The organism is Streptomyces sp. MBT53 (assembly GCF_016654115.1).
GTDB lineage: Bacteria > Actinomycetota > Actinomycetes > Streptomycetales > Streptomycetaceae > Streptomyces.
In genome coordinates this window covers 63,152-82,486 of sequence record NZ_JAEQAZ010000001.1, presented here as the reverse complement: position 1 = coordinate 82,486, position 19,335 = coordinate 63,152, and the positions used below count along the sequence as shown (strand labels likewise).

Genomic DNA, 19,335 nt, shown 5'->3' with positions numbered 1-19,335 from the left:
ACCCTCGGTGGAACGGTCTCCCGATCCCGTGGTGGAGTGGGCTGCACCACTGCCGCGCGGTCCGCGCCCGCACCGGCGGCCCCCTGCGCCTAACCTGATCTCCATGCGCGCAACCCTGCGGCAGGCGGGCCGGGCGACACTCCACCTGGTCATCTCCGCCGCGATGGCCTTCGGGTCGTACATCTTCATCACCGTGCTCCTGATCACCGCGATCCTCACGGCCTCGGTGGTCGGCGCGTTCATGCTGCCCGAGACCGTGCTGCTGATACGGCGGATCGCCGGGGCCAAGCGGCAGCAGGCGGGTGCCTGGACCGGGCGGAAGATCCCCGAGGCGTACCAACCGCTGAACGGCACGGTCCGCGAGCGGCTGCGCACGGCGGTCCGTGATCCGAGCACGCTGACCGACTTCCGCTGGATGGTCGCCTACTACGCCTACGGCGCCCTGCCCGTGCTGATGCTGCCGTTGTGGCCGCTGGGTCTTGTCGTCGACGGCGTGTGGTGCGGGCTGCTGCGCCGCGAGGCCGTCGTCCTGCCGTTGATCAGCCGGCTCGCGGACCTGGACGCCGAGTGGTCGACCGCCCTGCTGAAGCCCTCACCGAAGGCCCAACTGGCGGTACGGGTCGAGGAGTTGGTGCAGACCCGGGCGGGCGCGATCGCCGCGCACGGGGCCGAACTGCGCCGGATCGAGCGCGACCTGCACGACGGCACGCAGGCCCGGCTGGTGTCGCTGTCGATGCGGATCGGGCTCGCCAAGCGGGCCTACGACCAGGACCCGACGGCGGCCCGCCGGATGCTCGACGAGGCGCAGACGCTGGCCGAGGAGGCGCTGACGGATCTGCGGCACGTCGTCCGCGCGATCCATCCGCCGATCCTCACCGACCGCGGCCTGGTCGGCGCGGTGCGCGCGCTCGCCGCCAGCAGCGCGCTCGGGGTGAGTGTGATCGTGGACGGGCTGACCGACGGCCACGACGGGCCGCGTGCCCCGGCGGCGGTGGAGGCGGCGGCGTACTTCGTGATCGCCGAGTCGCTGACCAACGCGGCCAAGTACAGCGGCGCCGACCGCGCCGAGGTCCATCTCGCCCGCGCCCGCACCGGACTGCGCGTCCAGGTGCGCGACGAGGGCAGGGGCGGCGCCGACGAGGCGGGCGGATCGGGGCTGCTCGGCATGCAGCGCCGGGTCGCCGCGCTCGACGGCAGTGTGACTGTGACCAGCCCCGTGGGGGGACCTACCGTGATCGAAGTGGAGCTGCCGTGCGTCTGGTGAGCGTAGTTGAGGCGGGACTGTCATGAGAGTCGTGATCGCCGAGGACAACGCCCTGCTGAGAGAGGGCCTGGTCCTCCTGCTGACGTCGGCCGGGCACGAGGTCGTGGCCGTCGCGGGCAGCGGGCCCGAGGTGCTGCCCGCGCTGCTCCAACACCGGCCGGACGTGGCCGTGTTGGACGTGCGGATGCCGCCCGGCTTCCGCGACGAGGGGCTGCGGGCCGCGCTGGAGGCACGGGAGAAGATCCCTGGGCTGCCGGTGCTGGTGCTCTCGCAGTACGTGGAAGAGTCGTACGCCGCCGAGCTGTTGGGCGTCGGGGCGAGCGGGGTGGGCTATCTGCTCAAGGACCGGATCGGCCGCGTGGACGAGTTCCTCGACGCGCTGGACCGGGTCGCGGCCGGCGGTACGGCGCTCGACCCCGAAGTGGTGACCGAGTTGCTGACCCGGCGCCGTAATTCACCGCTGGACTCGCTGACCCCGCGTGAGCGCGAGGTGCTGAAGCTGATGGCGGAGGGTCACGACAACACGACGATCGCCAAGACCCTGGTCGTCACGGAGCGCGCGGTCAGCAAGCACATCGGCAATGTGTTCCTGAAGCTGAGCCTGCCGCCGAGCGACAGCGGGCACCGCCGGGTACTGGCCGTGCTGGCGTATCTGCAGAACGTGTGACACGCGCCGCCGCTCGTACCCGGGTATGACACGGCCGGCGGCGCGTACTGCGTTCTCAGTAGCCGCGAGTGTCGGCAGCCGCACGACGACGGGACGGGGGTCCGGCCGCGAGTCTGGGACGGTCCCCGAGAGCAGATGTGGAGCACTCCGTCCCGTGGCTACTTTTCTCCATCGACTGGGCCAACTCGCTTTCCGGCGGCGCTGGTTGGTCACCCTGCTCTGGGTGGCCGTGCTGGCCGCCGTCGGCTTCGCCGCCGTCAGGGCTCCCGAGGCCCCCGACGAGGGGTCGTCCATGCCGGGGATCGAGTCCCAGAAGGCCTTCGACCTGCTGGGGCAGCGCTTCCCGGGTTCGGTCGCGGACGGCGCGAACGCACGGATCGTGTTCGTGGCCCCGCACGGCGGGAAGATCACCGCGACCGCGAACAAGGCGGTCGTCGAGAAGCTGGTGACCGAGGCGGCCGACGGCTCCCAAGTCGCAAGCGCCGTCGACCCGTTCACCGCGAAGGCGGTGAGCGAGGACGCGACGACCGCGTACGCGACCGTCACCTTCAAGGTGAAGGCGCACGACCTCACCGACACCGCGAAGTCCCATCTCCAGAAGGCAATCGACACGGCCCGCACCTCCGGCCTGACCGTCGAGGTCGGCGGCACCGCGCTCGCGACCCAGCCCTCGGCGGGCGGCAGCGCCGAGGCGATCGGCATCGCGATCGCCGCCCTGGTGCTCCTGATCACCTTCGGTTCACTCGCGGCGGCCGGACTGCCGCTGCTGACCGCGATCGTCGGCGTGGGCATCGCCATGTCCTCGATCCTGGCCCTGTCCAAGGCCCTCAACCTGTCCTCCACGACAGGCACGTTGGCCACCATGCTGGGTCTCGCGGTCGGCATCGACTACGCCATGTTCGTCGTCTCCCGCTACCGCGAGGAGCGCGCCAAGGGTCACGCGCCTCGCGAAGCGGCCGGACTCGCGGCCGGCACGGCGGGTTCGGCAGTTGTGTTCGCCGGACTGACCGTTGTCATCGCACTGGCCGGTTTGTCGGTGGTCGGTATCCCGACGCTCACCAAGATGGGACTGGCCGCCGCCGGTGCCGTCGTCGTCTCCGTCCTCATCGCGCTGACGCTGGTCCCGGCACTGCTCGGGTTCTGGCCGAACGCCGTGCTGTCCCGCTCCGCCCGCAAGAAGGGGTGCCTCGAGGAGAACGGCGAGAACAACGGCGGCAGCCGCTGGGCACGGTTCGTGCTGCGCCGTCCGGTCACCGTCCTGCTGCTCGGCGTGGTGGGTCTCGGGGCGCTCGCGCTCCCGGTGGCGGACCTCCAACTGGGCATGCCCGGCGACGAGGTGAAGTCCACGGCCACCACCGAACGCCGTGCCTACGACGACCTCGCCAAGGGCTTCGGGCCCGGTTTCAACGGGCCGTTGACCGTCGTGGTCGACGCGAAGTCGGCGGGCGGCACGAAGGCCGCCGTGTCGACGATCTCGAAGCGGATCGCGGCGACGAAGGGCGTGGTCTCCGTCTCCCCGGCTCGCTTCAACCCGGCGGGCGACACCGCCGTCTTCTCGGCCGTCCCGTCGACCGGACCCAGCGACGAGAAGACCAAGGACCTCGTCCACACCATCCGCGCCGAACGCCCGGCGATCGAGTCCGCGACCGGGACGACGTTCCTGGTCACGGGCACGACCGCGGTCAACATCGATGTGGCCCAGAAGGTGCAGAACGCGCTGATCCCCTATCTCGCGGTGGTCGTCGGCCTGGCCGTCGTCCTGCTGCTCCTGGTCTTCCGCTCGATCCTGGTCCCCCTGAAGGCGGCCCTCGGCTTTCTCCTGTCGGTGCTCGCCTCGCTCGGCTCGGTCGTCGCGGTCTTCCAATGGGGCCACGGCGCAAGCCTGTTGGGCGTGGAACAGACCGGCCCGATCATGAGCATGATGCCGATCTTCCTGGTGGGCATCGTCTTCGGACTCGCCATGGACTACGAGGTGTTCCTCGTCGCCCGCATGCGGGAGGCCTACGTCCACGGGGACCGGCCGGCGCAGGCGATCGCGACCGGGTTCCGCTACAGCGCCCGGGTGGTCGTGGCCGCCGCGCTGATCATGATGGCGGTGTTCTCGGGCTTCATCGGGGCCGGTGAGTCGATGATCAAGATGATCGGCTTCGGGCTCGCGGCGGCCGTACTGCTCGACGCCTTCGTCGTCCGGATGGCGATCGTGCCCGCCGTACTGGCGCTGCTGGGCCGGGCCGCCTGGTGGCTGCCGGGGTGGCTGGACCGGCTGCTGCCGAACATCGACGTCGAGGGCGAGGCGCTCACCCGCAGGGAACCCGCGGCCCCCGCCGTGCCCGAACCGGTGCCGATCACCCGTGCCTGACCCCGCCCCTCCCGCGAAGGGCCGCCCGCAGAGCACGACGCGGGCGGCCCCGCCGCCTGTCCCCGGACCCCACCGGCGGGACCCGGCCCCAGGTCAGGACGGGGCATCGCCGACCATGGTCACAGGAGACCCACCGGAGACACCGATGCACCACAGCTGGCAGCGCTATGCGGACGAGCACATCCGCACCGTCGACACCATGTCGGCCGTGCTGCTGTTCGCCATGTTCCTCTTCGGCAGCGAACTGAACGTGCCGCGCGGTCCCGGGCCCGACGCGGTGGCCCCCACGATCGCGCTCGCCACGGTCTCCTGCGCGGCCCTGTTCTGGCAGCGGACCCACCCCCGTGCGGTCGTCGCCGTGACGGCGGTCGCCGCCGCCGGGGCCGCCGCGCTGGGCTGTCTGCTCACCCCGCTGATGCTGGGGCCGCTGATGCTGGCCCTGTACCGGCTGGCCGTCCTCACCCGCCGCAGGACGGCCCGCCGCTACTTCCTCGCGTCGGTCGTGCTGGTGGTGACCACGGCGACACTGGCCGACCCGGTGCATCACCCCTGGCCGTTCAAGACCGTCGGCCCGGCCGCCTGGCTGCTGCTGCCGGTCGTCGCCGGGAACGCGCTCCGGCTGCGGGACGCCTATCTGGAGGCGGTGCAGGCACGGGCCGAGTACGCCGAGCGCAGCCGGGAGGAGGAGGCCCGGCACCGGGTGGCCGAGGAACGCATGCGCATCGCGAGGGAGTTGCACGATGTCGTCGCCCACCACCTGGCCCTGGCCCACGCCCAGGCAGGCACCGCCGCCCACCTTGCGCGCACCCACCCCGACCACGCGCAGAAGATCCTGACCGAGCTCGCCGGCACGACGTCCTCCGCGCTGCGTGAGATGAAGGGCACGGTGGGCCTGCTGCGCCGGGCCGACGATCCCGGCGCGCCGCTGGCCCCGAGCCCGGGGCTGGCCCAACTCGCCGAGCTGACCGGCGCGTTCGCCACCGCAGGACTCGCGGTCACCGTCACCACGGAGGGCGAACGGCGCCCGCTGTCGGCCGGGGTGGACCTGACGGCGTACCGGATCGTGCAGGAGGCGCTCACCAACGTCAGCAAGCACGCCACGACCGGGTCGGCGCAGGTGCGCCTGCGCTACTCCCACGACCGGCTGACCGTCACCGTGTCCGACGACGGCCCGGGGGCGACGACCCTCCCGGCGCCGCCCCCGGGCCAGGGTTTCGGGCTGATCGGGATGCGGGAGCGCGCCCGTTCGGTCGGCGGTGCCCTGCGGGCCGGGCACCGGGTCGAGGGCGGCTTCGAGGTCACCACCGAACTGCCGCTGTATCCCAGCGTCCTGGAACCGGAAGAAAGAACCCCATGACCATCCGCGTACTGCTCGCCGACGACCAGGCCCTGCTGCGGGCCACCTTCCGGATCCTGATCGACACCTGCGAGGGCATGGAGGTGGTCGGCGAGGCGGCCGACGGCGCCGAGGCGATCGCGCTGGCCGGGGAACACCGCCCCGATCTCGTCCTCATGGACATCCGCATGCCCGGCACCGACGGCCTGACCGCCACCACCGCCATCTGCGCCGACCCGGCACTGTCCGGCACCCGCGTCCTGATCCTCACCACCTTCGAGGTCGACGAGTACGTGGCACAGGCGCTACGGGCGGGCGCAAGCGGTTTCCTCGGCAAGGACGTCACCGCCGAGTCGCTGCTCGCGGGCATCCGCACGGTCGCGTCCGGCGAGTCCCTGCTCTCCCCGCTCGCCACCCGCACCCTGATCAGCCGTTTCCTGGCCACGCCCGCGCCGAGCGCCCGACTGGCGACGCCCGACCGGCTCGGCGTCCTCACCGCCCGGGAACGCGAGATCATGGCCATGGCGGCCGAGGGCCGCTCGAACGACGAGATCGCCGAGCAGCTCTACGTCAGCCCGCTGACCGTCCGCACCCATGTGCACCGCGCGATGACCAAGCTGGACGCCCGCGACCGGGCCCAACTCGTCGTGATGGCCTACCAGTCGGGGCTGGTGCAGGCACCGCCGCCGTCCGACTCCGCGTTCTGACCCACGCCGCATCCGCAGAGTCCGGCCCGCCTGGCGACGCCCGACACGCTCCCCCACTGGCCTGGGGGCGTAAGAGGTGCCCCTCTCGCCCCAGGGCACGCACCCGACGCGGCAAGGCCCACCCCCGGGCGGACGACGGGACTTCGCGGACACGGCCTGGCGCCCGTTCAGGCGAACCCCCCGCCGAAAAGGCGTGCCGCCCCCGCTCGCCGTCGACACCTGTGGCGTGCCCCTCCCCCGCATCGCACCCATGCTCGCCACCCCCGGCGCCCTCCCGCCCGCCGGGCAGGACGCTCGCTGGGCCTACGAGACCAAGCAGGACGGCCAGCGCGTGCTGGTGTACCTCCCGGGCGACGGCAGCGTCCTGCTGCGTGCCCGTTCCGGTGCGGACATCACCGGCGCCTATCCCGAACTCCTGCCCCTGGGACGAGAGTTGGGCAGCACGCGGGCGATCCTGGACGGTGAGGTGCTGGCCCTGGACGAACAGGGGCGCGCCGACTTCCAGTTGCTGCAGAACCGGATGGGCCTGGCCGCATCGCCCGCGCTCGCGGCACACCGAGCCGCGAACACCCCTGTCCATCTGGTGCTGTTCGACGTCCCGTACCTCAACGGGCCGCTCCTGACCCTCCCTTACTCCGACCGCCGCGCCGAGTTGGAGCGACTGGGTCTCCAAGGCCCGAACTGGTCGACTCCCGCCGCGCTCACGGGACATGGCGCCGAGGCGCTGCGGGCCACGCGTGAGCACGGGCTGGAGGGGCTGGTCTGCAAGCGGCTGGACTCGGTGTACGAACCGGGGGTGCGTTCCCGGGCCTGGATCAAGATCCGCAATCTGCGCAGCGAGGACGTGCTGGTCGGCGGGTGGGTGCCGGGCAAGGGGCGGCTGTCGGGGTTGCCGGGCGCGGTGCTGGTGGGGCAGCGCGCGGGCGGGCGGCTGCGGTACGTCGGCAATGTGGGGACGGGCTGGAGCGAGGCCGAACGCGCCGAACTCGCCGCGCTGTTGCGGGCCGCCGCGACCGACACCTGCCCCTTCGATCCGGTGCCGGCGGTGGCCGGGGCGCGCTGGGTGGTACCCCGGCTGGTCGGCGAGGTCCGCTACAGCACCCGTACCCGGGCCGGGATGCTGCGGCAGCCGTCCTGGCTGCGACTGCGCCCCGACCTGGCGCCGGAGGAGTCGGCCGCCGATCTGCCGGAGGACGAATGAACTTGCGTAGATCAAGTATTGGGCGGCGTGTCACCATCGTGACACCTCACCCCCTTGGCGCGTACATGAAAAGTAGGGACTCTGAAAGCCCTTTCCACCCCACAGCCGCCGGGCTGCGCCCGAAGAGGAGAACGCAGTGTCGTCCCAGAAGTCCCGGACCCGCCGCCGAAGGTGGCTCGCCGGTCTCGGCGGTGCCGCCGTGCTCGTCGTCGCCTTCCCCTCCGCTGCCTTCGCCGCCCCGCCCGCGGCGCTGCCCGCGAACGCCGAGACGGCGGAGAAGACGTATCTGCCCGCCTTCGACTACGACACGGACGGCTGCTACCCGACGCCCGCGATCGGCCCCGACGGCACCATCAACGGCGGACTCAACCCCACGGGATCGCTGAGCGGCGAGTGCCACGACGCCTCGGACCTCGACAACACCAACAGCTACTCGCGCTACAAGTGCAACAACGGCTGGTGCGCGTACATGTACGGCCTGTACTTCGAGAAGGACCAGGCCGTCGCCAACTCCAGCATCGGCGGGCACCGCAACGACTGGGAACACGTCGTGGTGTGGGTGCAGAACGGCACGATCCAGTACGTGTCGACGTCCAACCACGGTTCGTTCACCGTGCACGCGGCCTCCGACGTCCGCTTCGACGGCACGCACGCCAAGATCGTCTACCACAAGGACGGCATCGGCACGCACGACTTCCGCCTCGCGGACGCGGGCGACGAGCCGCCGGAGAACGACAAGCACACCTGGCAGTACCCGCCGCTCGTCGGCTGGAACGGCTACCCGGCGGGCCTGCGCGACAAGTTGAGCGCCTACGACTTCGGCAGCGCGAACTTCGGGCTCAAGGACGCCAACTTCGTGGCCCACCTCACCTCGGCGAAGCCTTCCGGAATAACGTTCGACCCCGCCGCCTGACGGTACCGTCCACAGGGCACCATCGTTCTCAGGGCTCCCGGGACCATCTCGACCCCGGGAGCCCGAGAGGACGGAACGTGGCAGCTGAACGCAGGGTCTCGCGGCGGGCTCTCCTGATCGCGCTGGGCATCGCCGGAGCGACGGCCATCCCCGCGGGTGCGCAGGGCCCGGACCCCGGGAACGGATACACCATGCCCAGCCTCGCCTTCGACGACCCGGCCACCCAGCACCGGCTCGGCGCCCTGTACTCGTCCGCGCTCAGGTCCGTGTCCGGCGCCAACACCATCGGCGCGGACCGCTCGGTGTACGACAAGGCCGGTCTGCTCAGCTATCCGCCCGGCACGGTCGTCCGGGCGGGCGGCGGCTATCCCGCGCCCCAGCGCTGGACGCGGGACGCGGCCGTCAACGCGTGGAGCGGGGTCAGCCTGCTCGCGCCGGAGGTCGCCCGCAACACCCTGTGGTCGGTGGTCGACCGCGCGCGGGACGGGCTCGTCGTCCAGCAGGACAACCAGTGGTGGGACCAGATCGTGTGGGTCCTGGCCGCCCACCACCACTACCTGGTCACCGGCGACCGCGACTTCCTCACCCAGGCCCACGGCACCTCCGCGCGCACCCTCGCGGCCCGCCGCGCCCAGCACCTCAACCCGACGTTCGGCCTCTTCGAGGGCCCGGGCTTCATGAACGACGGCATCTCCGGCTACCCCAGCCCACCCGCCTCGGCCTCCGTCCACTCGTCCTTCGTCCTGGACCACCCGCACGCCAAAAACCTGATGTGCCTGTCGACCAACTGCCTCTACTACGGCGCCCATCTCGCCCTCGCCGCCATGTCCGAGGCCCTCGGCCGCCCCGTACAGGCCGCCTCGCTGCGCTCGGACGCGGAGCAGCTGCGCACGGCGATCGACCGGCACCTGTGGCGCGCGGACGCCGGCACCTACGGCTACCTCGTCCACGGCGCGGGCCCCCTCGCCGGGCATCTCGACACCTCGCAGGAGGGCGCGGGACTGGCCCTCGCCGTCCTCCTCGGCGTCGCCGACACCGAACGCGCCGGCCGGATCCTCGACGCCACGCACTGGCAGCCGTACGGCATCGTCAACGTCTGGCCGCACTTCCCGCGCTTCGACGACCGGCGTCCCGGGCGGCACAACGTGATGGTGTGGCCGATGGTCCACGGGCTGTACGGCCAGGCCGCGGCCGACGCGGGCCGCGCCGAACCGTTCGCCCGCGCCGTCGACACCCTCGCCGGTCTGGTCGCCACGAGCGGTGGCTTCTACGAGCTGTACGACTCGGTGACCGGTGCCGTGGACGGCGGCTGGCAGGGCGGTGCCAGCGGCCACGCGAACCACTTCGTGTCGCAGCCCGACCAGACCTGGTCGGCGACGGCGTATCTGCGGCTGGTCCACGACGGTCTGTTCGGACTGACGTTCACGGACGGCTCGCTGCGGCTGCGCCCGTGTCTCCCCCCGGCCTGGGGCGCGGTGAGTCTGCGCGGGCTGCGCTATCGGGGCATGACGTTGGATGTCACGCTGAGCGGCGGCGGGAGCCGGGTGGGGTCGTGCACGGTGGACGGGCGGCCGGGGGAACCCGTCGTGGCCGCCGACGGGCGAGGGCACCGGGCGATCTCGATCGTGCTGACCGAGTGAGCGTGGGCACCCCGCCGGTCGGGCCGTGATGGGTCCTCAGGTGTAGGACCACAGGTGGGAGCTTCCTCCGTCTCCGGTCCGATCTGCCCACGCGCCGTGGCACCTAGCGTGCTGGGCATGGACACGAGCGGAACGCTGGAAGAGGCCTTACAACGACTGCACTCCACCGGACCCGAGCGCAACGGCTGGCTCAGCAATCACGCCCCGATGGTCGCCGAGGCGCTCGCCGCGCACGGGCGGGCCGGGGCCGTCCACCACTGGCTGGATCTCTACCGGGACAAGCTGGAGGACTTCCCCGATCCGGTGGACGCCGTCACGGACGACAACTGGCCCTCGGCGCTGGGTGATCCGCGCCGGGCCGCCGACTGGATCGACCACTTCTCCCGCTCCCTCGCCGAACACCCCTGGCGGAGCGTCCTCGCCGTGTGGTGGCCGCGTCTGCTGCCCGGGATCTCCGCGGGCGCCACCCATCCCGTCATCCGGGTCGGTCATGCCGTACGGGCCCTCGGTGCGGACGAGAACGAGCCCCGGCTCACGGAGCTCGCGCACGGTCTGGGCTACTGGGCCGCGCGGTACCAGCCCGTGTCGGGCATCGCGCCGTTGCCCGGTGGCCGCAGCGCCGCCGACTCCCTCGACGCCGTGCCGCCGATCGTCCAGGGGCCGGCCGGCTTCCGGGCCAGGCTGGACGCCGTACGCCAACTGCCTCTCTGGGCGGGCGAGGTGAGCGATCCGGACGCGGCGCGGGAGCGGCTCACGGAGTTGGTGCGTGCGGCCACGCACCGCTACGCCACGCACGGGCACGGCGAGCCGACCATGCTGGTGCACGCGGCGACAGCGCCCAACGCGGTGCTGCGGACCCTCGACGCGCTGCCCCGGGAGCTGTGGGCACCGAGCCTGCGGGCGGCGTGGACGGCGTCGGCCGCGGTCACCGCGATGTACACCCCGAGTGAGCCGATCGGGTACACGACGTCACGGCGCCTCACCGCCGAGGAGGTGCTCGAACGGGCTGTCGCCCATGGCGACGAACACGTCATCAAGTTCACGGACACCGCCCTGGACGTGGGGGACGAAACGGCGCTGGTCGCCGCGGTGCGGGCCGTGGAGATCAGCGAGCCCCTTGTCTGATTCGGGGGGTACGAGGGGTTTGAGTTGACCGGTGCTGCGTCGGGGGACGTGTCGGAAGGTCTATCGTGTTCGCATGTCCGTGCCCGAACTGATCCGAATCGTCTCCCGCGACTCGCCCATGGCGCTGGCCCAAGTGGAGCGTGTCCGCGCCGAGTTGGCCGTCCTTCATCCACAGGTGCGCACCGAGGTCGTGCCGGTGAAGACGACCGGCGACAAGTGGATGGGCGATCTGTCCGCCGTCGAGGGCAAGGGGGCGTTCACCAAGGAGGTGGACGCCGCGCTGCTCGCGGGTGAGGCGGATCTCGCGGTGCACTGCATGAAGGACGTGCCCGCCGACCGGCCACTGCCCGCCGGGACGACGTTCGCCGCGTTCCTCAAGCGGGACGACATCCGCGACGCCCTGGTCCACCCGGGCGGGCTGACCCTCGACGAGCTGCCCGCCGGTACCCGGATCGGCACCTCGTCGGTCCGCCGGGTCGCGCAACTGGCCGCCACGCACCCGGAGTTGCAGTGCGTGCCGTTCCGCGGCAACGTGAACCGGCGGCTGGAGAAGCTCGCGGCCGGCGAGGCGGACGCGCTGCTGGTCGCGATGTCGGGCCTGGAGCGCATCGACCGGACGGACGTGGCCACCGAGGTGCTGTCCGCCGAGGCGATGATGCCGCCGATCGGCGCGGGGATCCTCGCCCTGCAGTGCCGTGAGGGCGACACCGACGTCATCGACACGATCAGCGGTCTCGGTCACCCCGAGACGCATCGTGAGGCGACGGCGGAGCGCATGTTCCTCCATGTCCTCCAGGGGCACTGCAACAGCCCGATCGCCGGATACGCCCAGGTCGACCGGAGCGGTGAACTGTCGCTGCGCGCCTGTGTGTTCACCCCGGACGGCAAGACCCGGCTCAACGCCCACGAGTGGGCGGGCCGGCTGGACCCGGCGACGCTCGGCACCTCGGTGGCGGTGGCGCTGCTGCGGCAGGGCGCCCGCGAGATCATCGACGGCATCCCGCACTGAGCGGAAGAGCCCGGCCCCGCGGGTCTCAGGGGGTGCCGGGCTCCGCCTGGTCGCGAAGGAACTTGCTCACCTGGTGCGCCAGGCCGTCCCGCCCGGCACCGGCCGCGACGGCCTCCTCGCACAGACCGATCCCGCCCGCCCACAGGCGCCGCTCGGTCCACTCCTCCTCGACCCGCAGCTGCACCTGTACGTCGACCTGGGTCAGCGATGCCTCCGGGCCGGCCGCGTACAGCACAGCGGTGGCGCGGCGCAGCGGATAGACGTCGAAGCCCTCGATGAACTGCGAGCTGCGCCAGTCGATGAAGGCGCTCTCGCCGTCCGGGCCGACCCGGATGTCGATCTGCCCGTCCTCCAGATGGATGCCGAGATGCCGGGAGCCGCGGTTCTCGACGGTGACACGGAGAGTGAAATACGTCAGCCCTTCGGCGGCGTCGTCGCGTCCGCGCGGCGGCTCGGCTGCCGCCAGGCTGTGGACGCGGACACGCAGACCGGCATGTTCGTCGTACTCGTGCCAGTCCCCGACCACGTTCGGCTCGTACACAATGCACCCTCTCGACCTCAGAGAGCTGCTTCCTATCTGTGTGCTCAGCGCACTGTCAAATGAGCAGAATGCGCTGTGGCCAGCGTTTTCGCCCGCTTGATCACTGATCAAGCCGTGCGCAGGAACAATCCGCTTTTCGGCCACCGAACCGCGGTCGGGGGCGTGCCGCACATCACGTCCCCGGCAAGATCAGCGGGCCAGCCGTCCGAGGAGCGAGGAGGCGGCGGCGATACCGAGCGCGGCGGCCACCAGCAGGACCGCGAAGTCGGTGCCGACATGCGACGGGGTGCCGAGCAGCAGCCCGCGCAGGGCGTCCACTTCGTAGCTGAGCGGGTTCGCCTTGCTCACCGCCTGCAGCCACCCGGGCATGATCGCCACCGGGTAGAGGGCGTTGGAACCGAAGAACAGCGGCATGGTGATCGCCTGTCCGAAACCCATCAGCCGGTCCCTGCTGAGCACGATGCCGGCGATGGTCATCGACAGACAGGAGAAGAAGGCCGAGCCGAGGATCACGATCGCCCCGACACCGATCAGCTTCAGCGGGTTCCAGGTCAGCGCGACTCCGAGAACGGCCGCGATGACGACCACGACGACGGCCTGGATGAGCGACTTCACTCCGGCCGCGAAGGCCTTGCCGGTGATCAGCGCCGAGCGCGGGGTGGGCGTGACGAGAAGCTTGTTGAGGATGCCGGCGTCGCGTTCCCAGATGATCTGGATGCCGTAGAAGATGGCGATGAACATCGCGGACTGGGCGATGATGCCCGGGGCCAGGTAGTCGATGTAGGGGATGCCGCCGGTGGGGATCGCCTTGATGCGGGTGAAGGTCTGGCCGAAGATCAGCAGCCAGAGCGCCGGTTGGACGGCTCGGGTGTACAACTCGGTGCGGTCGTGGCGGAGTTTCTGGAGTTCGACCGCGCACATCGCGATCACGCGGGCGGGCAACAGGCGCCAACCGGACCGGGGTTGGGGCGGGGTGAGCAGCAGATTCAGGTCGTATTCGCGGGCGGGGTCAGCCGACGCGGTTCGCGGTGCGGCGGGTGCTTCGGACATCGCGGAAACCTCCTGACGAGTCTTCGAGACCGCTGCCGGCGATGTCCCGGAAGACGTCCTCGAGGGTGGGCAGCGGATCGGTGGCGGGGGCGCCGTCGGCGCGGCGGCGTTCGCCGAGGCCCTCGCGGAGCTGGACCGGGGTGCCCAGGGCGCGGATACGGCCGCGGTGCATCAGGCCGACGCGGTCGCAGTACTGGTCGGCCTCGTCCATGTAGTGGGTGGTGACCAGGACGGTCATGCCGGTGGCCTCGCGCACGGCGTTGATGTGCTCCCACACGCTGGTGCGGGCGATCGGGTCGAGGCCGATGGTGGGCTCGTCGAGGATGAGCAGGCGGGGCGCGCTGACCAGCGCCTGCGCGAGTTCGAGCCGGCGGACCATGCCGCCGGAGTAGGTGTTGGCGAGCCGGTCGGCGGCGTCGGTGAGGTCGACGGCCCGCAGTGCCTGGGCGACGCGGGCGGCGCGTTCTCTGCGCGGGACGTCGAAGACGCGGGCGAAGAGAGCGACGTTCTCGCGACCGGTGAGCCCGCTGTCGGCGGACAGCTGCTGCGGGACGTAGCCGAGCATGCGGCGCACCGACATCTGTTCCTTGGCCGTGTCGTGGCCGAAGACGTGGACCATGCCCGCCGGGACCGGGAGCAGGGTGGTGATACAGCGGATGGCCGTGGTCTTCCCGGCTCCGTTGGGACCGAGCAGTCCGAAGACCTCGCCCTCCCCCACGGACAGGTCGAGCCCGTCCACCGCGGTGGTCTCGCCGAAGGAATAGGCGAGCCGGGTGCAGCTGACGGCTGCGGACCGCTCGGTGGCGGTGTCGACGGACTGCGTCATGAGTCCTCGGCCTCCTCGTGCAGATTGACGGCCAGTTGGTGCAGGGCCGGGATGGCCGCGCGCAGCGCGTCCCGGTCCGCCTGGTCGAGACGGTCGACCTGGGTGCGGACGAGAGCGGCGCGCCGTGCGTGCCAGTCGCCGAGGCGGGTCTTGGCCGTCTCGGTGAGCTGGAGCCGGGCGGCGCGCCGGTCGGCGGGGTCCGTCTCGCGGATCATGAAGCCGTCCCGGACGAGCTGGTTGACGAGGGTCGACACCGAGTTGCTCGCGAGGAACAGCTCCTTGGCCGCCTCCGAGATGCCGATGCCGGGCCGGACCTCGACCAGGCGCAGCAGCTCCACATCGGCGCCGCGCAGGCGCGGCATGGTCATCTCGCTGCGCAGTCGCCTGCGGATCAGCCGCTGGACACCGACGAGCGCGTCGGCCAGCTCTTCCGGGAAGTTCTCCGTCTCCACACCCAGAGATTACCTCTTTAGCAGAGGTAACTAACCCAAAAGGATGGTCAAGACCCCCGCTCGGGAGGCAGCGGGACCGATTCCGGTTGGACACTGAGAAGGAGACCGGTGGCCGCCGGTCCAGGAGATCGGAACGCGACTGCCATGAACCACGACAGGAATCCGTCCCTCGGCGAGCCGGACGCCGTCTCCACCCGTTCGATGTTCGGCGCCCCCTGCTGGGTGAGTCTCACGAGCCGCGACGTGGAGACCACCGAGGCCTTCTACGAGGCCGTGTTCGGCTGGAAGTGGCGCTCGGCCCGGCTCGGCGACCAGTTCCGGATCGCCACGGCGAACGACATTCCGGTGGCCGGCCTGGGCGCGGTGGCCTCCATGTGGCAGATCCCGGTGGCCTGGACGCCGTACTTCGCCGTGCCCGACGCGGATGTGGCCGCGGCCCGGGTCCGCGAGCGCGGCGCCACGGTCGCCGTCGGCCCGCTCTCCTTCCCGCCCGGCCGCGCGGCCCTCCTCGCCGACCGGGACGGCGCGACCTTCGGCATCTGGGAGGGCGACCTCATGGGCGGCTGGGAGACCTGGCGCCGCTCGGCCCCGGCCTTCGTCCGCCTGCACACCCGGGACGCCTTCGACGCGGCGATCTTCTACGGCGAGATCCTCGACTGGGCGTCGGCGGACCCGGCGAGCTGCGAGGTCCGGTACGAGGGCGGCGAGGTCGTCCTGCGCAGCGGCGGCAACGTCGTGGCGCGGATCGAGTCCGGCGCGCTGGAGGCGGCACCCGACCCGACGGTCCGCCCGCACTGGCAGGTCCACTTCGCGGTCTCGGACATCCGCTCGTGCGCGCGGGTCGCGGCCTCGTACGGCGGGAGCATCCTGCGCGAGAACGACCACGAGGCCGTGCTGCGCGACCCGGACGGCGCCCAGTTCACGGTGACCTCGCGCGGCGCCCCCTGACGCTCAGCGCCGGGCGGGCCGTGAGAGCAGCACGAGACTCCGGGCCTCGACCACCATCTCCGTGTCGGCCTTGTGTTCCGTCTCGTCCGGGGTGCCCTGCGGCTCGGCGGTGTCGATGAGGGTCGTCCAGCGCTCGCCGTAGGTGAGGTCCGGGAGACGGAAGTCGACGGGCTCCCAGTAGCTGTTGAGCAGGAGCAGGAAGGAGTCGTCGACGACGGGTCCGCCGTGCGGATCGCGTTCGGCGATGGCGTCACCATTGAGGAAGACACCCACCGAGTGCGCGTCGGAGCGCTGCCAGTCGCGGTCGGTCATCTCGCGGGCGTCGGGCAGCAGCCACACCAGGTCGGGGAGCGGCTGTCCGGGGTGCACGGCGGTCTCGCCGCGGAAGAAGCGTCTGCGGCGCAGCACGGGATGGGCGGCGCGCAGCCCGATGACATACCGCGTGAACGCGGCGAGTTCACGCTGCTCGTCGGTCAACTCCCAGTCGATCCAGGAGACTTCGTTGTCCTGGCAGTAGGCGTTGTTGTTGCCGCGCTGACTGCGGCCCAGTTCGTCGCCGTGGCCGAGCATCGGGATGCCCTGCGAAAGGATCAGCGTGGCAAGGAAGTTGCGCTGCTGGCGGGCGCGCAGTTCCAGCACGGCGGGGTTGTCCGTCTCCCCCTCCGCGCCGCAGTTCCAGGACCGGTTGCCGCTCTCGCCGTCCCGATTCCCTTCCCCGTTGGCCTCGTTGTGCTTGTCGTTGTACGAGACCAGGTCGCGCAGGGTGAACCCGTCGTGCGCGGTGACGAAGTTGACGCTGGCGCGCGGTCGGCGCCGGCTGTGCTGGTACAGGTCGGAGGAGCCGGTGAGCCGGGACGCGAACTCGCCGAGCGTGTGCTCGCCGCCGCGCCAGAAGTCCCGTACGGCGTCCCGGTACTTGCCGTTCCACTCCGACCACAGCGGCGGGAAGTTGCCGACCTGGTAGCCGCCCTCCCCCACGTCCCACGGCTCGGCGATGAGTTTGACGCGGCTGATCACCGGGTCCTGCTGGATCAGGTCGAAGAACGCCGACAGCCGGTCCACCTCGTGGAACTGCCGTGCCAGCGTGGCCGCGAGGTCGAAGCGGAAGCCGTCCACATGCATCTCGGTGACCCAGTGGCGCAGCGAGTCCATGATGAGCTGAAGCACGTACGGGTGCCGCATCAGCAGACTGTTCCCGGTGCCCGTCGTGTCGTAGTAGTGGCCCCAATCGCCGTCCACCAAGCGGTAGTAGGAGGCATTGTCGATGCCCCGGAAGGAAAGGGTGGGGCCCTTCTCGTTGCCCTCGGCGGTGTGGTTGTAGACGACGTCGAGGATGACTTCGAGCCCGGCGGCGTGCAGGGCCTTCACCATCGCCTTGAACTCGGTCACCTGCCCGCCTCGTTCGCGGTGTGCGGCATAGGCGTTGTGGGGCGCGAAGAAGCCGATCGTGTTGTAGCCCCAGTAGTTGGACAGGCCGCGGTCCTGGAGCACCCCGTCCTGCACGAACTGGTGCACCGGCATCAGCTCGACGGCGGTCACCCCGAGCGAGACGAGATGGTCGACGACAGCCGGGTGCGCGAGTCCCGCGTAGGTGCCCCGGAGTTCTTCCGGGACTTCCGGGTGGGTGCGGGTCAGCCCCTTCACATGGGCCTCGTAGATCACGGTGTCGGCGTACGGGCGGCGGGGCGGGCGGTCGTCGCCCCAGTCGAAGGCGGGGTCGGTGACCACGCCGAGCATGCCGTGCCCGGCGCTGTCGCCGGGGGCGGGTCCGGCCGAACGCTCGTACAGCGAGGGGTCGTTGTCGATCTGTCCGTCCACCGCCCGGGCGTACGGATCGAGGAGCAGCTTCGCCGGGTTGCAGCGGTGTCCGGCGGCCGGAGCCCACGGACCGTGCACCCGGTAGCCGTAGCGCTGCCCGGGACCGATGCCCGGCAGATAGCAGTGCCACACGAAGCCGTCCGCCTCGGTCAGCCGGATGTTCCGGTGGCTGCCGTCGTCCTCGACGAGGACGAGGTCGACGCGTTCGGCGACCTCGCTGAAGAGGGCGAAGTTGGTGCCCTTCCCGTCGTAGGAGGCACCCAATGGAGAGGGGTGCCCGCTCCACACGGACACCCCTTTCCGGCGCGGGCTCGCGGTCACCGGGCGTCCTCCAGGACGCCACGCGCCGGGCGGGCCGGCAGCGCGGCCGGCAGCGCGCGGGGCAGCCGGAGCATCTCCCGCAGGCGCGGCGCGGGAGTCGTGGGGACGCGCGGGACGCGTTCGCCGCTGGGGGCGCGTTGCGAGAACCAGATGACCTTGCTTCCGGTGTCGGTGGCGCAGCAGCCCCAGCCGTCGCTCATCGCGGCGATCCGGGCGAGACAGGCACGCAGATCCTGGTCCGGGCGCAGATCGGGGTCGTTGTCGCCGATGGCGGTGATCAGGTGCTGGCCGTTCCACCAGAGCTCGATCGACGTGTCCTTGTCCGTGGCGTGCTCGTCGATGGCCCGCAGCAGCAGCTCGGCGCCGCGACAGACGGGGTCCACGAGAACGTCCAGGTCCCAGAGGCGGAGATGGGCGGCCAGGATGCGCCCGACCTGCCCGACCCGTTCCGGACTGACTTCCACGTCGAGGTGGTAGTAGCAGGGCACTGCGGTCTTCATCTTCGTTGGCTCCCTACCGGCGAAGCTCGCGCTTCCCCTCGCCCTGCGGGGCCGGGGCCCCGAACACGAAGCGTGAGCACTGATCGCTTCTGAGTCAGCTCCAGAGTGCGAGCGTTAGTCCATTCGTGCAACACGAGCGACCCATGAGGTAGTTGAAGATCCAACAAGACGCTTGGTCATCACCTGTGCACCATGAGTGAAAGCCTCGACTGCCGTGCCGGAGCCATGCCGCTCCGCGCACGGCCGCACCCCGATGGTCGGGAAACGCGGTCCGCCGAGGCGGAAGGTGAACAGCGCCATGCTGCTACCCGCCAAAGCCGAAGTGGCCCGCCAACTGCGGCGCTACCGGGTGTGGGAACGCGTGATGCTCGCGTCGCCGGGCGACCGGACAGCGCGGGCCACCTTCGAGGACTCGGGCTACACCCTGTGCGTGCTGATGGGGAAGCGCTGCGCGCGCGAGGCCTCGGAAGCCGCCGAACGCTATCTGAGCAGCAGCGTGGGCTCGTACCTCCAGGAGCAGAACGGACGCCCCCGTACGACGCCTGTCGTGCACCGCGGGCCACCCGTCACCGCCGCCGTCACCGTCGACCGGCGTTCCCCGGCCGGAAGGTAGTCCCCCTTCCGGCGCAGCTTGGCCCCCCACCGGGTGAACAGCCCG

Annotated in this window: 18 protein-coding genes; 12 read left to right on the top strand and 6 right to left on the bottom strand. The window is 71.2% G+C overall.

The window, feature by feature from the left end; all coding sequences use genetic code 11:
- Nucleotides 1-103 precede the first annotated feature (103 nt).
- The 10 genes from JHN45_RS00340 to hemC all read left to right on the top strand — a co-directional run bounded on the left by JHN45_RS00340 (nucleotide 104) and on the right by hemC (nucleotide 12,221).
- Nucleotides 104-1,264 carry a sensor histidine kinase gene (locus JHN45_RS00340; RefSeq protein WP_200716357.1) on the top strand — a complete coding sequence of 387 codons (1,161 nt, stop codon included), beginning with the start codon at nucleotides 104-106 and terminating at the stop codon, nucleotides 1,262-1,264.
- Nucleotides 1,265-1,286: 22 nt separating this feature from the next.
- A complete protein-coding gene (locus tag JHN45_RS00335; protein ID WP_026178736.1) occupies nucleotides 1,287-1,931 on the top strand; it encodes a response regulator transcription factor in 645 nt (214 codons plus the stop codon).
- Nucleotides 1,932-2,085: 154 nt separating this feature from the next.
- A complete protein-coding gene (locus tag JHN45_RS00330; protein WP_201047514.1) occupies nucleotides 2,086-4,290 on the top strand; it encodes an MMPL family transporter in 2,205 nt (734 codons plus the stop codon).
- Nucleotides 4,291-4,435: 145 nt separating this feature from the next.
- Nucleotides 4,436-5,647: a sensor histidine kinase gene (locus JHN45_RS00325; RefSeq protein WP_201047513.1), complete on the top strand. Its 1,212-nt coding sequence runs from the start codon at nucleotides 4,436-4,438 to the stop codon at nucleotides 5,645-5,647.
- Entirely contained in the window at nucleotides 5,644-6,333 is a 690-nt protein-coding gene (locus JHN45_RS00320) for a response regulator transcription factor (RefSeq protein WP_201047512.1), read from the top strand. Before JHN45_RS00325 ends, JHN45_RS00320 begins: the two co-directional genes overlap by 4 nt.
- A 226-nt stretch (nucleotides 6,334-6,559) precedes the next feature.
- Complete coding sequence (locus JHN45_RS00315; RefSeq protein WP_201047511.1) at nucleotides 6,560-7,534, top strand: ATP-dependent DNA ligase; 975 nt, start codon at nucleotides 6,560-6,562, stop codon at nucleotides 7,532-7,534.
- Nucleotides 7,535-7,670: 136 nt separating this feature from the next.
- Nucleotides 7,671-8,447 carry an NPP1 family protein gene (locus JHN45_RS00310; protein ID WP_200716721.1) on the top strand — a complete coding sequence of 259 codons (777 nt, stop codon included), beginning with the start codon at nucleotides 7,671-7,673 and terminating at the stop codon, nucleotides 8,445-8,447.
- Nucleotides 8,448-8,524: 77 nt separating this feature from the next.
- Entirely contained in the window at nucleotides 8,525-10,087 is a 1,563-nt protein-coding gene (locus tag JHN45_RS00305) for a glycosyl hydrolase family 65 protein (protein ID WP_200716720.1), read from the top strand.
- A 117-nt stretch (nucleotides 10,088-10,204) separates the two neighbouring features.
- Complete coding sequence (locus JHN45_RS00300; RefSeq protein WP_200716719.1) at nucleotides 10,205-11,212, top strand: questin oxidase family protein; 1,008 nt, start codon at nucleotides 10,205-10,207, stop codon at nucleotides 11,210-11,212.
- A gap of 73 nt (nucleotides 11,213-11,285) precedes the next feature.
- Nucleotides 11,286-12,221: a hydroxymethylbilane synthase gene (gene hemC / locus JHN45_RS00295; protein ID WP_200716718.1), complete on the top strand. Its 936-nt coding sequence runs from the start codon at nucleotides 11,286-11,288 to the stop codon at nucleotides 12,219-12,221.
- 25 nt (nucleotides 12,222-12,246) lie between these two features.
- Here hemC and JHN45_RS00290 read toward each other — a convergent pair whose 3' ends face one another.
- The 4 genes from JHN45_RS00290 to JHN45_RS00275 all read right to left on the bottom strand — a co-directional run bounded on the left by JHN45_RS00290 (nucleotide 12,247) and on the right by JHN45_RS00275 (nucleotide 15,090).
- Nucleotides 12,247-12,762 carry a hypothetical protein gene (locus JHN45_RS00290; RefSeq protein ID WP_200716717.1) on the bottom strand — a complete coding sequence of 172 codons (516 nt, stop codon included), beginning with the start codon at nucleotides 12,760-12,762 and terminating at the stop codon, nucleotides 12,247-12,249.
- Nucleotides 12,763-12,951: 189 nt separating this feature from the next.
- Complete coding sequence (locus JHN45_RS00285; RefSeq protein ID WP_201047510.1) at nucleotides 12,952-13,812, bottom strand: ABC transporter permease; 861 nt, start codon at nucleotides 13,810-13,812, stop codon at nucleotides 12,952-12,954.
- Complete coding sequence (locus JHN45_RS00280; protein WP_200716730.1) at nucleotides 13,772-14,638, bottom strand: ATP-binding cassette domain-containing protein; 867 nt, start codon at nucleotides 14,636-14,638, stop codon at nucleotides 13,772-13,774. The genes JHN45_RS00285 and JHN45_RS00280 overlap by 41 nt, the downstream gene beginning before the upstream one ends.
- On the bottom strand, nucleotides 14,635-15,090 hold the full coding sequence (locus JHN45_RS00275) for a MarR family transcriptional regulator (RefSeq protein WP_200716729.1): 456 nt from the start codon (nucleotides 15,088-15,090) through the stop codon (nucleotides 14,635-14,637). The genes JHN45_RS00280 and JHN45_RS00275 overlap by 4 nt, the downstream gene beginning before the upstream one ends.
- A 144-nt stretch (nucleotides 15,091-15,234) precedes the next feature.
- Between JHN45_RS00275 and JHN45_RS00270 the strand changes: the two genes are divergently transcribed.
- A complete protein-coding gene (locus tag JHN45_RS00270; protein WP_200716728.1) occupies nucleotides 15,235-16,038 on the top strand; it encodes a VOC family protein in 804 nt (267 codons plus the stop codon).
- Between the two features lie 3 nt (nucleotides 16,039-16,041).
- Here JHN45_RS00270 and glgX read toward each other — a convergent pair whose 3' ends face one another.
- Nucleotides 16,042-18,150, bottom strand: a complete 2,109-nt coding sequence (gene glgX, locus JHN45_RS00265; protein WP_201047599.1) for a glycogen debranching protein GlgX — start codon at nucleotides 18,148-18,150, stop codon at nucleotides 16,042-16,044.
- Between the two features lie 23 nt (nucleotides 18,151-18,173).
- Nucleotides 18,174-18,677 carry a pep a2 gene (locus tag JHN45_RS00260; RefSeq protein WP_201047509.1) on the bottom strand — a complete coding sequence of 168 codons (504 nt, stop codon included), beginning with the start codon at nucleotides 18,675-18,677 and terminating at the stop codon, nucleotides 18,174-18,176.
- Between the two features lie 298 nt (nucleotides 18,678-18,975).
- Here JHN45_RS00260 and JHN45_RS00255 point away from each other — a divergent pair, with 298 nt between their 5' ends.
- Nucleotides 18,976-19,290 (top strand): DUF5133 domain-containing protein, encoded by a 315-nt coding sequence (locus JHN45_RS00255; RefSeq protein WP_201047508.1) that lies wholly within the window; start codon nucleotides 18,976-18,978, stop codon nucleotides 19,288-19,290.
- Nucleotides 19,291-19,335: the final 45 nt, after the last annotated feature.

What these genes read in the sequence shown, in the direction of transcription:
- JHN45_RS00340 (WP_200716357.1), top strand. Translation starts at nt 104, where the DNA reads ATGCGCGCAACCCTGCGGCAGGCGGGCCGGGCGACACTCCACCTGGTC.
- JHN45_RS00335 (WP_026178736.1), top strand. Translation starts at nt 1,287, where the DNA reads ATGAGAGTCGTGATCGCCGAGGACAACGCCCTGCTGAGAGAGGGCCTG.
- JHN45_RS00325 (WP_201047513.1), top strand. Translation starts at nt 4,436, where the DNA reads ATGCACCACAGCTGGCAGCGCTATGCGGACGAGCACATCCGCACCGTC.
- JHN45_RS00320 (WP_201047512.1), top strand. Translation starts at nt 5,644, where the DNA reads ATGACCATCCGCGTACTGCTCGCCGACGACCAGGCCCTGCTGCGGGCC.
- JHN45_RS00300 (WP_200716719.1), top strand. Translation starts at nt 10,205, where the DNA reads ATGGACACGAGCGGAACGCTGGAAGAGGCCTTACAACGACTGCACTCC.
- hemC (WP_200716718.1), top strand. Translation starts at nt 11,286, where the DNA reads ATGTCCGTGCCCGAACTGATCCGAATCGTCTCCCGCGACTCGCCCATG.
- JHN45_RS00285 (WP_201047510.1), bottom strand. Translation starts at nt 13,812, where the DNA reads ATGTCCGAAGCACCCGCCGCACCGCGAACCGCGTCGGCTGACCCCGCC.
- JHN45_RS00280 (WP_200716730.1), bottom strand. Translation starts at nt 14,638, where the DNA reads ATGACGCAGTCCGTCGACACCGCCACCGAGCGGTCCGCAGCCGTCAGC.
- JHN45_RS00270 (WP_200716728.1), top strand. Translation starts at nt 15,235, where the DNA reads ATGAACCACGACAGGAATCCGTCCCTCGGCGAGCCGGACGCCGTCTCC.
- JHN45_RS00260 (WP_201047509.1), bottom strand. Translation starts at nt 18,677, where the DNA reads ATGAAGACCGCAGTGCCCTGCTACTACCACCTCGACGTGGAAGTCAGT.
- JHN45_RS00255 (WP_201047508.1), top strand. Translation starts at nt 18,976, where the DNA reads ATGCTGCTACCCGCCAAAGCCGAAGTGGCCCGCCAACTGCGGCGCTAC.